Annotated in this window: 13 protein-coding genes and 1 tRNA gene; 7 read left to right on the top strand and 7 right to left on the bottom strand. The window is 51.1% G+C overall.

Annotation, left to right across the window (positions count from 1 at the left end; translation table 11 throughout):
* Window positions 1–10 precede the first annotated feature (10 nt).
* Window positions 11–667: a peptide-methionine (S)-S-oxide reductase MsrA gene (msrA, locus tag EG028_RS19140; RefSeq protein WP_317127242.1), complete on the top strand. Its 657-nt coding sequence runs from the start codon at window positions 11–13 to the stop codon at window positions 665–667.
* 106 nt (window positions 668–773) lie between these two features.
* Here msrA and EG028_RS19135 read toward each other — a convergent pair whose 3' ends face one another.
* Window positions 774–974 (bottom strand): hypothetical protein, encoded by a 201-nt coding sequence (locus EG028_RS19135; RefSeq protein WP_120517934.1) that lies wholly within the window; start codon window positions 972–974, stop codon window positions 774–776.
* Between the two features lie 307 nt (window positions 975–1,281).
* Between EG028_RS19135 and EG028_RS19130 the strand changes: the two genes are divergently transcribed.
* Window positions 1,282–2,028 carry a hypothetical protein gene (locus tag EG028_RS19130; RefSeq protein WP_123864721.1) on the top strand — a complete coding sequence of 249 codons (747 nt, stop codon included), beginning with the start codon at window positions 1,282–1,284 and terminating at the stop codon, window positions 2,026–2,028.
* 111 nt (window positions 2,029–2,139) lie between these two features.
* Here EG028_RS19130 and EG028_RS19125 read toward each other — a convergent pair whose 3' ends face one another.
* Together EG028_RS19125 and EG028_RS19120 are read right to left on the bottom strand one after the other, a co-directional pair.
* Window positions 2,140–5,517, bottom strand: a complete 3,378-nt coding sequence (locus EG028_RS19125) for a DUF1080 domain-containing protein (protein WP_120517932.1) — start codon at window positions 5,515–5,517, stop codon at window positions 2,140–2,142.
* Window positions 5,518–5,546: 29 nt separating this feature from the next.
* Window positions 5,547–6,827 (bottom strand): Gfo/Idh/MocA family oxidoreductase, encoded by a 1,281-nt coding sequence (locus EG028_RS19120; protein ID WP_120517931.1) that lies wholly within the window; start codon window positions 6,825–6,827, stop codon window positions 5,547–5,549.
* A gap of 356 nt (window positions 6,828–7,183) precedes the next feature.
* Between EG028_RS19120 and EG028_RS19115 the strand changes: the two genes are divergently transcribed.
* From EG028_RS19115 to EG028_RS19105, 3 genes are all read left to right on the top strand, one after another.
* Window positions 7,184–7,978, top strand: a complete 795-nt coding sequence (locus EG028_RS19115) for a DUF6597 domain-containing transcriptional factor (RefSeq protein WP_206614474.1) — start codon at window positions 7,184–7,186, stop codon at window positions 7,976–7,978.
* A gap of 88 nt (window positions 7,979–8,066) precedes the next feature.
* On the top strand, window positions 8,067–8,597 hold the full coding sequence (locus EG028_RS19110) for a nucleotidyltransferase family protein (RefSeq protein WP_120517928.1): 531 nt from the start codon (window positions 8,067–8,069) through the stop codon (window positions 8,595–8,597).
* A gap of 296 nt (window positions 8,598–8,893) precedes the next feature.
* Window positions 8,894–9,271, top strand: a complete 378-nt coding sequence (locus EG028_RS19105) for a VOC family protein (protein ID WP_120517927.1) — start codon at window positions 8,894–8,896, stop codon at window positions 9,269–9,271.
* Between the two features lie 3 nt (window positions 9,272–9,274).
* On the opposite strand, the gene EG028_RS19100 is transcribed toward EG028_RS19105, so the two are convergent.
* Both EG028_RS19100 and ung read right to left on the bottom strand, forming a co-directional pair.
* A complete protein-coding gene (locus EG028_RS19100; protein ID WP_241559170.1) occupies window positions 9,275–9,970 on the bottom strand; it encodes a lysophospholipid acyltransferase family protein in 696 nt (231 codons plus the stop codon).
* 113 nt (window positions 9,971–10,083) lie between these two features.
* Window positions 10,084–10,755: a uracil-DNA glycosylase gene (gene ung, locus EG028_RS19095; RefSeq protein WP_120517925.1), complete on the bottom strand. Its 672-nt coding sequence runs from the start codon at window positions 10,753–10,755 to the stop codon at window positions 10,084–10,086.
* Between the two features lie 98 nt (window positions 10,756–10,853).
* On the opposite strand from ung, the gene EG028_RS19090 reads away from it, so the two are divergent.
* Window positions 10,854–10,927 (top strand) — tRNA-Arg (locus EG028_RS19090).
* Between the two features lie 51 nt (window positions 10,928–10,978).
* On the opposite strand, the gene EG028_RS19085 is transcribed toward EG028_RS19090, so the two are convergent.
* Together EG028_RS19085 and EG028_RS19080 are read right to left on the bottom strand one after the other, a co-directional pair.
* Complete coding sequence (locus EG028_RS19085) at window positions 10,979–11,491, bottom strand: DinB family protein (RefSeq protein ID WP_120517924.1); 513 nt, start codon at window positions 11,489–11,491, stop codon at window positions 10,979–10,981.
* Between the two features lie 205 nt (window positions 11,492–11,696).
* The gene (locus EG028_RS19080; RefSeq protein WP_123864720.1) at window positions 11,697–13,352 is read right to left on the bottom strand and encodes a hypothetical protein; all 1,656 of its coding nucleotides are present in this window, start codon (window positions 13,350–13,352) and stop codon (window positions 11,697–11,699) included.
* Window positions 13,353–13,516: 164 nt separating this feature from the next.
* On the opposite strand from EG028_RS19080, the gene EG028_RS19075 reads away from it, so the two are divergent.
* Window positions 13,517–14,566: a nucleoside hydrolase gene (locus EG028_RS19075; RefSeq protein WP_120517922.1), complete on the top strand. Its 1,050-nt coding sequence runs from the start codon at window positions 13,517–13,519 to the stop codon at window positions 14,564–14,566.
* The last annotated feature ends 605 nt before the right edge of the window (window positions 14,567–15,171 follow it).

Genomic DNA, 15,171 nt, shown 5'->3' with positions numbered 1-15,171 from the left:
GAACAGACATATGATGTACCTGAAAAAATACCTGCTCGCCACTATTTTCGCAGGCTCCGGCCTCGTAAGCTGCGCGCAGTCCAAGTCCGACACAAGCAAAGAACCGGGGGATATGACCATCTCAAAAGACACAAAAACCGAACAGGCCACCTTTGGTACCGGCTGCTTCTGGTGCACGGAAGCACAGTTCCAGCAGCTGGAAGGCGTTTTAACCGTGGAATCCGGGTATTCCGGCGGCGACCGGCCAAACCCCACCTACGAGGAGGTATGCTCCGGCAATACCGGCCATGCCGAGGTGGTGCAGATCACTTACGATCCTTCTAAAATCTCCTTTGCCACCCTGCTGGAAGCCTTCTGGCTCAGCCACGACCCTACCCAGCTGAACCGCCAGGGGAACGACGTAGGCACCCAGTACCGGGGCGTTATCTTCTACCACAACGAGGAGCAGCACAAAGAAGCGGAGTTTTACAAAAAGAAACTGCAGGAATCCGGCTCCTATTCAGACCCGATCGTGACGGAGATCGCTCCCTACAAGGCTTTTTACAAGGCGGAGAACTACCATCAGAACTACTATAACCAGAACGGCTCGCAGCCATACTGTTATTACGTGGTGAAGCCGAAGCTGGAGAAGTTCAAAAAGGCTTTTGCGGAAAAGCTCAAGAAGTAGGAAAAGATTGTTTTACAAGTAAAAAAGACGCCTTTATGGGGCGTCTTTTTTTATCCCGGTTGCCCGGTAAGTCTAACGATTTGTTTTTGCGGCCGTCCGGGCCGTTTTACAGCACATCCAGCTTTTTACTGCCTTTGTACAGCCAAGCCAGCAGGAAATACGCTATTGCGGTGATAATGAGCACATATCCGGCAAATCCGATGGTCACGATGGCTTCAATGCTCATCCAGCTGTTAAGTTCCGCAAAGTAGGCGATCACTGCCATAATAATACCGGTGATACCGCCAATGATGGTTACCGTCTTCATAGAGGGTGTTTAATTCGGGTTAAATGATTCCAGGTTACTATTTCGGTTACATCCTATAACGTGCCAACCTGTAAAAGGTTTACAGGTGGCTTCAAAAGAATATTTCCACACGCCGGGTTGTGGATAAATTTGCCTGGTTGTTCGTTCACCCTGCATACAGAAATCCACATTCTTTTCAATAAGACGCACCCGGCGGCTACTACCCCTATTTTCGTGCAACGCTTTGATCATTCGGCGGATTACCCGAAATTCGCCGCAGTTTTAACCCGATTCCCGGTAAATCAACGCTTAATATAAACCCATCACCATGAAATATGTAATACTCTCGATTTTTTTGACCCTCACCAGTCATGCATTCTCCCAGACCCTACAATCAGTTACAGACAGCGGGAACAGCACCACAAAATCCATCTGGATAGGAATGGCGCCCGTGGGCGGTGTTGCGGAACAAGCCCTGAACGTAGGCGGGAAAATCAAATTGCTGGGAACTCCCGGCACATATACACTGGGTACTGACGGGAACCAGCCAACCATCTACCGCACTATCCCGGTAACCGGTGGATTATATCCCTTCAACAACTATGACAACCTGGTCATACAGGGAGGATACGCCACCAGGGACATTATTTTCGTAACAGGCACTACTCCCGCGCCAAGATTAACCATTACGGGCTCGGGCAATGTAGGCATAGGCACGAACATCACCGGTACCTACAAACTCGCGGTAGAAGGTACCATCGGTGCTCGTAAGGTAAAAGTGACCACCACAGCCTGGGCCGATTTTGTGTTTCATCCGGACTACGATCTGCCATCACTGGCGGAAGTAGAAAGTTTTATCAAAACAAACGGCCACCTGCCGGAAATACCTTCCGAAAAAGAAGTGATGGAAACAGGGATCGACCTCGGGGATATGAACAAAAAACTTTTGCAAAAAGTGGAAGAACTGACGCTTTACCTGATCGAGTTGAAGAAAGAAAATGCCGGTATCAAAAAACAATACGGGGAACAGATAGACGCCTTGCTGAAAAGGATTGAAACGCTGGAAAAACAATAGTCGGCGCTTGCATAAAAAAGAAAAGCAGAGCACTGATTCATTGCTCACTGTATGAAGTAAAAAAGGGCCGCCTCAGCTGAGACGGCCCTTTTTGTCATCTGTCGTTTGTCGTTATTTTTTCGTCAGGTCTTTGATCCTGATATTTTTGAACCGTACTACAGAGCCATGGCCCAGGTAACCGATGTGCCCGGTGGTATTTTTCAGGCCGGGGTGTTCCTTGTGGTCCAGGGTACCGTTGTCACGCGCATTGGCAATGTCACCGTCGAGGATCACGGTGCCGTTCAGCTCCACGGTGATGTGGGTGTCTTTTACAGTCACCTGCTCGTAATTCCACTCTCCCACCGGCTTCAGGAAGCCGCGTTTGGCGGGTATTACACCGTATACAGAACCATGGTACTGGTATACCTGGAGGTTTTTGTAGATATCCGCTTCATTGTCCAGTATCTGCAATTCCATGCCGCTGTAAGCCACATCGCCGCTGACAGGAGCGCGGATGCCGAGGCCGTTGTTCGCGCCGGGCGTAAGCTGGAATTCAAAGCGGTAGATAAAGTCGGCGAATTCGTCTTTAGTGTAAATATTGCCGCCGCTGCCGCTTTTCGGCACACAAACCATATCGCCGTTTTCGATGATATAACCTGCGGTGTTGCCGGTCCATTCGTGCATGTTGGTGCCGTCAAAGAGGATGCGGTAACCTTCTTTTTTCTCAGCTTCGCTGAGGGTGAAAGGTTTCGGGCGTTCAAACTCGCGAACGTAGAGGTTGCGGTAATATACTTTGGTTCCGTGGGCCTGCAGCTCCAGCTGCTCTTCCGGGAAGATGGGCAGTTTGCGGTCCCAGTAGTTTTCCAGTGTTACATTGTTCACTACCTGCTCGCCGTTGAGGTAAACGGATACACGGTCGCCTTTCATGATGATGCGGAAAGTATTCCACTCACCCGGCTGGTTATCCGCCAGTACAGTCGGTTTGCTCGGGTTAGCCTGGTTGTTGTACAGGCCGCCGGAACCAACGTCCGCACCTACGTCCCTGCGGGCAGTGTCCCAGATCTGCACCTGGGGAGTGCCGCGGAGATAGATACCCGCATCGCCGTTCGGCTCTATTTTCCAGTCCACGAACATTTCAATGTCACCATATTTTTTAGTGGTGCAAAGGTTGTCGCCATGACCGTTGAACTGCAATACGCCATTGGTTACGCTCCAGCCTTCGCGCATTTTGGCGTCCGCTTTTTCCTGCTCTTTGGCGAGCGTGGCGGCGTCCATCTTTGCGCGTTTCACCGGGTTGGCCACGAGGCCTTTCCAGCCGGAGAGGTCTTTGCCGTTGAACATGCTTACGAAGCCGTCACCTGCGGGCATTTCAGCAAGATACTTGCGGATGGCCTCGCGCTGATAGTCCGCATCGCCGCCTTTCAGCACGGAAGACGTTTTTTCCAGCAGGCTGCGCACGGTGGCGCCGTTGTAAGTTTTATCAGCCAGCGCCACATTCATTACCGCCTGGGCTGCTTCCTGCTGCACGGATGCATCGTCCAGGAAACCGCCGGCGTAAATGAGGGCGGGGAATGTTTTGCATTGTTCTACCTGTTGCAGGATGTTTTTCTTCAAAGACGCGTCAGGATTCAGCTCCATGGCATTGCTCAGCATCAGCAGGCGTTGCTCGGGCAGCTTCACGGCGCGGGCCAGGCGTACATAACCCTGCAAAGCAGTGGTACGGTAGGCGGCGTCTTTGCGGGCGATCTGTAACAGGGAATTGGTGGCGCCTGCGTCCGTCCAGGAGTTGAGGGCTGCCACGGCGGCGGTTTTCTGTGAAGCGTTGCCTTTTTCAAAAGCGCCGTTCACCACCTTGAGCGCATCGGCACCGCCTAAACCGGCGAGGATGGCGTAATAACGTTCCTGGTTGGCCGGTGTTTCCTGCTGCATCTGCGCGATCACGGCTTTCTGCTCACCCGGCGCTGCGGCGATCACCGCGGCTTGCAGGGCTTTTACATCTTCGGCGCTTTGCGCGGAAGACAGCAGTTTGTACAACGTGGGCAGGTTTGCGGCGGTCACCATATCTTTCAGCGCACTCATGGAGGCCTTGCGCACATTGGCGTCTGGGGAAGATGTCAGCGGCAGTACGTCCTGTATGCGGCTGTCCGCCTTGCGGGAAGCCAGCACATCTATGAGCGCTACCTGTGCGGCGGCGGGCATATTGGCCAGTACAGAACCGGATTGAGCGGTCACTTCATTGCCTTTGATGGTTTGCAGCGAGCTTTTTACGGCGGCTATTTCAGCGGTATTGCCGGTTTTCATCACTGCCAGCAGGGAAGGCACGGCTTTTTCACCGCCGATCTGCCCGGCTGCGGTAATGGCCGCCAGTTTCACCGCTTCATCTTTACTTTTCAGGTAAGGCAGGATCGTGGGATAAGCGGCTTCCACTTTGTTGTTGCCCAGCATGGTGATCACCGCGGCTTTGCCTTCCGGCGTGGCTTTGGTAAGCGATTTGATCCATGCGCCGGTGGCGGCGGTACCCAGGGAACCGGAAGCGAACTTCATGGCCGCGTCGCGGTACTGGGGCTGCTTATCGTTCACAGCGGCCAGCAGCAGGGGCAGTGCTCTTTCCCCTTCGGCCTGGTTCAGCAGGTAAAGAGCTGAAGTGCGCACGTGCACCTGTTCCGGGGCTACGGCTTCCCGCTGTAAGTTCTGCGCTACCAGCGATGCTTCTTTCTTTTTGCCTTTTGCCAGGAGGTTCTGACCATAAGCGAGATAAGAGCCGGTGGCGTTTGTAAGGTCATATTTGTATTTAGCGTGGCGGGCGGCGATCTCCAGTGCCCTGGCGGCTTCGGGAGAGGGGTCCGCGATCTGCGCGATGGCGTAGAGGGCGGTTTTGGCCAACATCTTGTCCGCGTCGTTCGTCAGCGGGATGAGCGCGGCGGTAGCGGAGGGCACACCGGCATCGCCGATGGCTTCCACGAGGCTTTGTTTGTTGCGGCCGCTGAGTTTGGGCAATGCAGCCAGCAGCGCCTGTTGCGCGGCCGGTGTATTGATCTTGGACAGGGTGCGGGCGGCGGGGTCTGCCAGGCGCTCATCGGTAAGATAAGGCGTAATGGCGGCCACAGCCTGGTCTGTACCGATGTGTTGCAGTTGTACCAGCAGGAAAGCTTTATTCTCTTTGTCCTGCACCTGGCCCAGCGCTTTGGTGTAAGCGGTTACGGCGGCGGCGCGGAGGCTTTCCTTACCGGGTTGCGTTACGTAAAAGGCATAGCCGGAGAGCGCGTACTGCACGGCGGTATTATCACCTTTGCCGGGTGCTGTCAGCATGGCGGCCAGGCCGGTGATGCCTTCCTCCCCCATTTCGGCGAGGGCGGCCATATTGGCCTTCAGGGCAGCCTGATCTTTTGCAGGCTGCTGTTGCAGCAGGTCTGCTATTTTCGTATGTGCGGCACGGTTGTCCTGCTTCGGTTGGGCCATAACGCCCAGCTGAAGGAAACAACAAGCAGCAGCAATCAATATTTTTTTCATTATTCTTTAATTGTCAAGGGTGATGCAAGCTATATGGTCCAGGGGCCGCGCATGGGCTGGAAGATCAGCCTGTTTGCGCCTTCGTCGTTGACAAACTCCTGTTTTACCGGGTCGAATTCAAGGTTTCTGCCCAGTTGCAGGGCGATCTTACCCATATTTACGATCGTGGCGGAACGGTGGCCGTTCTCTTCGTTGAGCGCAAACTTCCGGCGGTTTTTCACGGCTTCCACGAAGTCCGTCACCTGCGGCGCGGGGTCGGGGAATGCGGCGAGTTTCTTTTCCAGGTCCGGGATATCTGATTTGAAACCGGGGTACAGCTTGCCTTTCGGCCCTTCAATATAAGCGGCTTTGGTTTCGGTGCCGGCACCGTCCAGGATGATCTGGCAACCGTCCGCATAGGTATAAGTGATCTTGCGCCAGGTGCCTACGGCATCGCTGTGCTGCTGGGGAGCGTCCACTTCCACTTTTACGGGGCTGGTATTGTCTTTGCCCAGGAAATACTGCACGGGGTCCAGGTAGTGCTGGCCCATGTCTCCAAGGCCGCCGCCATCGTAATCCCAGTAACCTCGGAAGGTACTGTGCACGCGGTGTGCGTTGTAAGGTTTATAGGGAGCGGGGCCTAGCCACATCTCGTAGTCCAGTTCTTTGGGAACGGCCTGCGGTTCGAGGTTGGTTTTGCCCACCCAGTAAAATTTCCAGTCAAAACCGGTATGCTTGCTCACAGTCACTTTAAGAGGCCATCCCAGGAGGCCGCTGTCCACCAGTTTTTTGATAGGCTCCACGGTGGTGCCCATACCATAAAAACGGTCGGAGAAGCGGAACCAGGTGTTCAGCCTGAAGATCCTGCCATGTTGCTGAACGGCTTCCACGAGGCGTTTGCCTTCGCCGATGGTGGCGGTCATCGGTTTTTCGCACCAGATGTCTTTCCCGGCACGCGCGGCATCCGCCGCAATAATGCCATGCCAGTGGGGAGGCGTGGCTACGTGTACGATATCCACTTCCGGCAGCTGGATCAGCTCGCGGTAATCGGTAAAGGTTTTAACGCCTTTGCCGCCATTGGGCAGCGCATCAAGACCTTTCTGAATGTGGCTTTTGTCTACGTCGCAGATAGCGACCACGCGGGTGCCTGCGTATCCGAAGTGTCCGCGGCCCATGCCGCCGGTACCTACAACGGCTTTCGTCAGCGTATCGGAGGGGGCCAGATAGCCACGGCCCAGTACATGACGGGGCACGATGGTAAAGGCTGCGAGCGCCCCCAGCGAGTTCCGCATGAACGCTCTCCTGGAAGACTGATGTACTTTCTTTGCCATGGTTTTCTTTAAGTGTAAACGTGAATTTTCGCGGTTACAAAATACTAACTTGATTTTGTGAATGCTGATGGTATATTGAAGTAAACGCCTGTTTATTTTGCCTTTCTTTAACTTCCCCCGTGAAAATCTTCACATAATGATTATATGCATTCCAAATATGCGGACTATTTTCTCCAAAGAGTAAAGTTTTTCGATTTTTTACTGAATAAAAAATACTTTTTGAATTTTTTTAATAAAGTAGGCATAAAATACCCAAATCAGCGGGCAGGAACAGCAATTGGCCGTTTTGTTTCATTTCGGGTTGAAAAACATGATTCCGGACTATATCCTTAACTTTAAATGGAATATCATCTATTATGTACGTCACATTTCAGCCGCCCGCATCACTGGCCCGGTACGTCCGCATGTTCTGGGTGTTCGAGTACAATGTACCGGACGGCGAGCCGTACATATACCGCTCCCTGGCGGACGGATGCGCGGAAATGGTATTCCATTACAAAGGCCGCTTCGCCCAGCTGGACGGCAGCTGCGACCAAACGGCCGTGGTACACGCGCAAACCAGCCGGTACCGCCGCTTTCTCACACACGGCAGCTTCGGGATATTCGGGGCTTACCTCTACCCTTCCGCTTTACCCCAGCTGTTCGGCCTGTCATCCGAAGCGTTCAGCAACCAGATGCCGGAGCTATCCGCCGTTTGCGGCACGGAAGGCAGCCTGCTGGAAGAAAGGATCATGACCGCCAGGTATCACCACCAGCGTGTGGAGATACTTTCCGCTTTCCTGCAATCACAGCTGGACAAACGCAAACCCGCCGAAACCGCCGCGCATCACGCCATCAAAACCATCATCAAGGCGCAGGGAATGGTAAACATCACGGAACTGGCCTCGGACCTTTGCCTGAGCAGCCGCCAGTTCGAGCGCAACTTTAAGGCTTACGCCGGTTTTTCCGCCAAAACCTATTCACGCATCATCCGCTTCCAGCGGGCGGTGAGCCGTTACGGCAGAATAGAAGAAAACCTGACGGGGCTGGCCTACGAGTGCGGGTATTACGACCAGAGCCATTTTATACATGATTTTAAAGAGTTTTCAGGATACCACCCCAGGCAATACTTTTCCGGGAAGCCGGAGGGGATTGAGTATAGGGAGGATTAAAGAATTCACCTCCAATTGAAAAAACCCTATCAATCTTTTACTTAAAAATTCTTGTCATGGATATAGAGTTAAAGTAACTTGCCTTGCTATGATACCTTTTTTCAACAAAATAACTGATGTATTAAATAAGCACGAAATACCCTATATGCTTTCCGGCAGCGTGGCAATGAGTTTGTATATACTTCCCAGGGCAACCCGTGATTTTGATTTCATTATACATTTGCAGCCGGGCGACATCGACCGTTTTGTCGAAAATTTTAGCGAGGGATACTATTGTGATGCAGATGCAGTAAAAGAAGCAGTGGAGCGGCAGGGCATGTTTAATATTATTGACCATGAATCCGGTTTTAAAGCGGATTTTGTAGTGTTAAAGAATGCCCCTTTCCGACAAATGGAGTTCAGCAGGCGAATACAGATGGATTTTTATGGAAAACCAATCTATGTAGTATCCCCGGAAGATCTGCTGATATCCAAACTTATATGGATCCAGGACCTTCAATCTGCGATTCAGATGGAGGATATCAGGAATATTGCCGAAAAAGAAGATCTGGATAAGGAATATATAAGTTCTTGGATTAAAAAGTTAAATTTGAATACTTTTAATCTCCTGGATGTATGACAGACACACCATCACATATAAAAAAATTACAATTAAAGATATGGCTTTCCAAATCTCCTATGGAAAGACTGAAACAAATGATGTCTGACAATGCATCCCTAACCCGATTTTGGACAACCACAAAGGAAACATTTAATTCTTCGGCCCCCACCGTTAAAACTCATTCATCCCAATAACTTTCTGCTTTTCCGTTGATAATCAGTCCCCTTTTGGAAAGGTTTTCTGAAACCTTAAAATGTCGTATTTCTCCAATTTCCCCCTTCCCTCCTTTCCTAATATTGCAATAAAAAAAGCACATGGCAACTCCTAACAAACCCGCCGGCATGACCACGCTTTGCCCTTATTTCCTGGTGGCCGACGCGGACAAATTCCTCTCCTTCCTCAAAGATATTTTTGAAGCCCAGGAATCCGGTGTGTACCGGGACGATGACGGCCGCATCATGCACGCGGAAGTGCGGATAGACGACAGCGTGATCATGTTCAGCAACAGCACGGACCTGTATCCGCCGCTTACCTGCGGTGTATTTATTTATGTGACCGGTACAGATGAAGTATATAATAAAGCGCTGGCAGCGGGCGCCACTTCCGAGCAGGCGCCGGAAGACAAGGATTACGGCCGGTCCGCCGGCATAAAAGATCCTTTCGGGAACGTGTGGTGGCTCACGCAGTTATAAGCCTTAAGCGGTTTCAGGGCTCAGTGCCGCTGTTTGGGTATGCCCGGTGTAATAATCCCACATAATATTAAATACTTTCTCTTTCAGCACCGGGAGGTCTGCCCGGGTGAGGCCCGTAGTGTCCACCGGCGGCAGGAAGTGAAAATCGATCCGGTGCGGCAGCGCGAACAGGAATTTGCCCGGCACCTGTATCTTTTTCGTATTGAACAGCAGCGAAGGTATAATGGGCGTCTGTGCTTCGATGGCGAGGATAAACGCGCCGTCGTAGAATTTTTTAAGCGGCATGCCCGTGCGGTTCCGCGTGCCTTCCGGGAACAGGACCATATGCATGCCCATGTTCAGCGCATTGTGCATATGTTCAAAACTCTGGCGGCGGCTGTTGTCATCCTTCCGGTCCACCATGATGCCGCCGATGCGGTACATCATGCCAAAGAGCGGTATCTTACCCACTTCCGCTTTGGCGAGGGTCTTGTTCACACCTGGTACGCCCGGCGTGGTCACAGGCACGTCTATGAACGAATTATGGTTACACACGACCACATACTGCTGCCCTTTTTTGAAATGATGTAAACCCTTACGGAATACGGGGCAGCCGATGAGGGGCATGTAAATGCCCATCCACACCCGGCCGATATTAAGGAAATAACGCGTTTTGCGGGGATCAGGGAAAAAGGAGATAATCCAGATAGGGATCAGCACAATCAGCAGCGTTGCAACAAAGAGCAGGAGCCCGTAAACTGCAAAAACCCGACCAGCTATGTTTTTAAGCCATTTCATGCGCAAAGGGAATGAAAGGTAATATTAAGAAAAAATCACAACTGCCAGTTCACCGGCTCTTTTCCCTGCCTGATAAGCAGTTCGTTTGCCTTTGAGAAGTGTTTGCAGCCGAAAAAACCTTTGTCCGCACTAAAGGGCGAAGGATGCGCCGCTTTGAGGATATGATGCTGGGTGCCGTCTATCAGCACCTGCTTATCCTGCGCAAACTTCCCCCACAGCATGAACACAACACCTTCCTTTTTGTTCGAAACGGTGCGGATCACCGCGTCGGTGAATGTTTCCCAGCCTATTTTACTATGCGAGGCCGGCTCTCCGTCGCGTACCGTGAGGATGGCGTTGAGCAGCAGCACACCGTTCTCCGCCCATGGGGTGAGATCGCCGGTTTGCGCGATGGGGATGCCCAGGTCCGCATTCATTTCTTTGTAGATGTTCACCAGCGAAGGCGGGGGTTTTATACCCTTCTGCACGGAGAAACAAAGGCCGTGGGCCTGCCCGGGGCCGTGGTAGGGGTCCTGGCCGAGAATGACCACTCTGACGTTGTCAAAAGGCGTTTTATCAAATGCATTAAAGATCTGGTTTCCCTGGGGATAGATGGTTTTGCCCAGCGCTTTTTCATGTTTGAGGAACATGACGATCTGCTCGAAATAGGATTTTTGGAACTCGTCTTTCAACGCTTCTTTCCAGCTGCTTTCAATCTTTACTTCCATTATATTACCTTTGAGTCAGCGATTTATTTGATTAATTGGTGGAAAATTATATAAATTTGCACTCCCAATAAAAATAAATTTATTGTGATACGTTATCCGGACCGGTAGCTCAGCTGGATAGAGCAGCTGCCTTCTAAGCAGCAGGTCATTGGTTCGAATCCAATCCGGTTCACGAAAAATACAAAGGAGGCATCCACCGGGATGCCTCCTTTTTTTTATCCTCCTATTCCCTTTTTCTCGTCGGGTTCGTTTCATAAGTCGGTCCGTACAAACCAGGCACTTTATTCCCGGTCGCACGTAAATAAACGATCATCTCCCCGCGGTGATGATAAAGATGATTGAACAGGAAACCGCGCGCCACGATACCCCGGGGCATAGGGCCCATTATGATACGCTCTCCTGATTTCATCGTCCATTCTTTTTGCAGGTCTTCTTCTGTAATTCCCAGCAAGGATTTTCTGGCAAGCTCAACATTTTTCTCAAACAACTCCAGGGTGGCTTGTATGTCCGCCGGATCGCCGCGCTCCAGGCGGTCTTCCGCCAGGTCATACACCTCCAGTGTAAGCGTGCCCACATACCAGTAATAAATAGTGGCAATATGCTGCGCAAGCTCGCCCATCGTCCAGGAAATCGGCGAAGGCCTGTAGTTGATATCTTTCTCCGGAACGGCCTCCAGCAATTTCCTGGTGCTGTTCACTTCATGTTCAAATTCCGCGCGCATGGCTTGTAAGATCATATGACTAGTGTTTTTATGAAGATTTAATAGAGCTGTGATGCTGAAAGATGACGCTAAAACAAAAACCGCAAACACCCTCACCGGGAGCGTCTGTTTTCATATTCAGATCGGGTTCATCAAATATACAATTTTGAAACGCATGGAAAAAGAGAAGCCTCCAGACATTGAACCTGGAGGCTTTTTCTTCTATTGTATTTGTAATTACTTATTTCACCGGCGCCAGCAACAACACTTCATGAATGTTTGCATCCACTTCGTTGGTACGTACCATCAGCGGCTTTTTGGAAGCGGTATAACCCACCACATCGCCGCCCATGCCCAGCCTGTATATGCCGGCGGGATCAGGTCTTTCCCTGTAAAGCGCGTAGGTGCTCACGGAGTGGTTGGTGAAATCGATCGCTTTCACCGATTTAAACCCGCCACCACGGTCCTCATCTGGTTGCTCCAATTGCTGCTGCCGTGCAAACATTACGGTAGGCTGGCCGGGCGCCGGCCATTGGAAAATACGTGTGCCTGCAGTCTCCTCACTATAGTTTCCTTCCACTATGTTGAACGGCCCGTCCGTAACGGTTGGGGAGGAATTGGACAATTTATAGGTAAACTCCCCCACCTGCCGCTGCTGAGCCAGGTTATAACAATAAAAAGTGCTGATATAATATAGTATACCGGCTTCCATTCCGGCATAACCATACAGCAGGCTATTCTCAGCGTCTATGAACGCCAGCCTGCTATAACTAAACAAGGAAGTAACATTCGGGATAAAGTCGTAATCCATATTGAACTCCCCGTTTTTTATCACAAACACCTGGAATATTTTATTCTCGTACACCGCCCCCTTGGCGAGGTACCGGAAGTTTCCAGCCGCATTTAAATGAGCCACCGTAAGGTTGGTGGGCACATTGCTGTACACCAACCCATCCATCGCATACCAGTTGAACGAAGGGCCGCTGAAATACAACTCCCCCTGGCTGTTCACATAGATCTTTTTCATCACCGGCAAAAACACCCCGCCAATGTTCCCTTCTCTTTTTGCGGTATCAAGATTCAAATAGGTGTCGTCAATAAGCCCAGTAGCCGTGGGCAATACTGTACGGTTCAGCGTGGTAATACTATAATCCCGCAGAGATATCTTCATCAGGCGTATGGCGGAATATTCAGCGCCGGGCAACCCGGCATCGCTGGTCAGGCAGGAGATATACAGGTTGTCACCCGCAGGGTCTGAAGCAAAACCATATTCGGGGTTCACCGGGTCCAGGATCGTAAAATCACCGTAGCTGTCCTTCCAGGTTACCTTACCCCGGCGGATCTCTCCCTCCTGCCAGGTAACCAGGTCGTTGCCATTCATAAAGACAATGGCCCCGCCCGGTGTATAATTTGGGATCACCCTCGTCCCTTCAGGCATGCTCAGTACAATTTCCGCCTGTTTGGTATCCAGGTAGTTCAATGTGTCCGAAAGAGCGGGCAGAGGCCGGCCCCTGCTTACAAAAATGGAAGCCAGCACGCTGCTCACGCCGTTCACCTTTGCCACCACCAGCTGCTGCGGCCCTATCATGCCCTCGGTGATCAGTACCTTTATCCTGTCCTTTGTATAGTTGTACAATACCTCGTTTTCAATGTAGGTACTGTCTGTTGTGAGTATAGTGATTACAGGCGCATCCACGTTACCGATGGTAATTTGCACGTCGGCTTTTCCCGTTCCCAGCTTGCCGGTGAGCGTGAGCGTATCTCCTACGGCATAGGCCGTGTTGTCCAGTTTGTCTATCTGCGGCAACAGGTCCAGTTGGTTGTAAAATTCCCCTGTCTTGTGGCATCCCGCTGCTAATATCAGCAATAGCATGAAAAATATGTTACTGTATTTCATATATCCTTGTTGGTCTTCGCCGGTTGAGTGGCTTGTTGCTGATATATTCCACAATCCTTCAAAAACCCCTATCCGTCCATGTTACCTTAATGTTAACTGTCGGCGGGGCAAATAATTTTACCCGGTAAGTTGGACCGCGGGGCAGTTCGCCGTATCTTATCCTTATGTTCACACGATCTTTCACGGGCAAAGGCGGCCTGTTCATTTTCCTCGCGGGTGTATGCCTGCTGTTTTCTTCTCAGAAAAAACCGGCCGCGCAGCGCGGCGCCCCACTCAAAGTGATCTTCGAAACAGATATGGGCAACGATGTGGATGACGCGCTGGCGCTGGACATGTTGTACAAATACATGAAAGAAGGAAAGATCAATCTGCTGGCTGTGAGCAGCAACAAAAACAATATTTATTCTTCCCTTTTCATCAGCCTGATGAATAACTGGTACGGCTATCCGCATATTCCCGTGGGCCGGGTGAAAGACGGCGCGGACAGCGAGGAAAACCCCAATAATTATGCGCGTGCGGCATACCGCTATACCGCAAAAGGTGGACAAAAAGTATTCAAAGCGCCCGATACCACGGCCGCATACAAAGAATCGGTGGCCCTGTACCGGGAGGTATTGTCCAGGCAGCCGGACAGTTCCGTGGTGATCATATCCGTGGGATTTTCCACGAACCTGGCGCGCCTGCTGGATTCCGGACCGGATTCGTTTTCTCCCCTCGGCGGCAGGGACCTGGTGGCGGCAAAAGTGAACCTGTTATCCGTAATGGCGGGTGATTTTGAAGAAAAAAGAATGGCGGAATACAATGTGAAAATAGACGTGGCTGCCGCGAAAAAAGTATTCGGCAGCTGGCCCGGCAGGATAGTCACAAGCCCCTTTGAGCTGGGCAATACGATCCTCTACCCTGCCCGCAGCATCCGGCAGGATTTCACCTGGACGGAACATCACCCCGTGGTGGTGGCTTATGAAAGTTATCTGAAGATGCCTTACGACCGCCCCACCTGGGACCTTACCTCTGTACTGTACGCCGTGGAAGGCCTGAAGGATTATTTTTCCATCAGCCGGCCGGGGAAGATCTATGCTGACAAAGAAGGATTTACCTTTTTTGATCCGGCTCCGCAGGGAAATCATTTTTACCTGGCAGCGGATGAAGAGCAGCGGAAAAAGATCCTGCAACGGTTCATCACTTTGGTGACGCGTAACCCGAAAGGCCGGTAATGTTTCATGGCACCTATTTCCCAGGCTACTACTCCTTCTTTTTTTAGATTTTCAGCCCCTAAAAAGACTTTATTTCATCCAGCCGACACCCTTTCCTGTCCGGCTATCCGTCAGCCCCTTTACGGGTCTTATTTTAGTCTTTTACCGGCATTCATCTTCCTTTACCCTGACAATATCATGGTCTTTACCTGGACTTTTACTTTTTTACGGCCTCTCTTGTCCTGATCATTACGGCCTTACTCCTCCACTTTTTGCCGGCTTAACCGGCCTCTAACCTACGTCTAACCTAGGTAAAAACCCGGTCTAACCGGCCTCTAACCTACGTCTAACCGGCCTTGAACCTACGTCGCATTTTTTTCGTACAATCCTTTGTCATGAGCATGACAATTGGGCGCTAAGAGTAGTCTAATAGTAGTGGTAGTGTAGTAGTAGTGTAGTCTAACAGTAGTGTAATAGTAGTAATAGAGTAGTACTGAAGCTGTTGTCTTGTCCTGAAAAAACTTTACAGTGGGGTATTTTGTCCTGGCAGGACTTTACAGTCGATGATTTTATCCTGCTGGAGGTTTACAGGGGTTGTCAATAATACGGATTTGGATTGACATAAA

Source organism: Chitinophaga barathri, from assembly GCF_003807585.1.
Classification (GTDB): Bacteria; Bacteroidota; Bacteroidia; order Chitinophagales; family Chitinophagaceae; genus Chitinophaga; species Chitinophaga barathri.
This window is presented reverse-complemented; position numbering and strand designations above follow the sequence as displayed.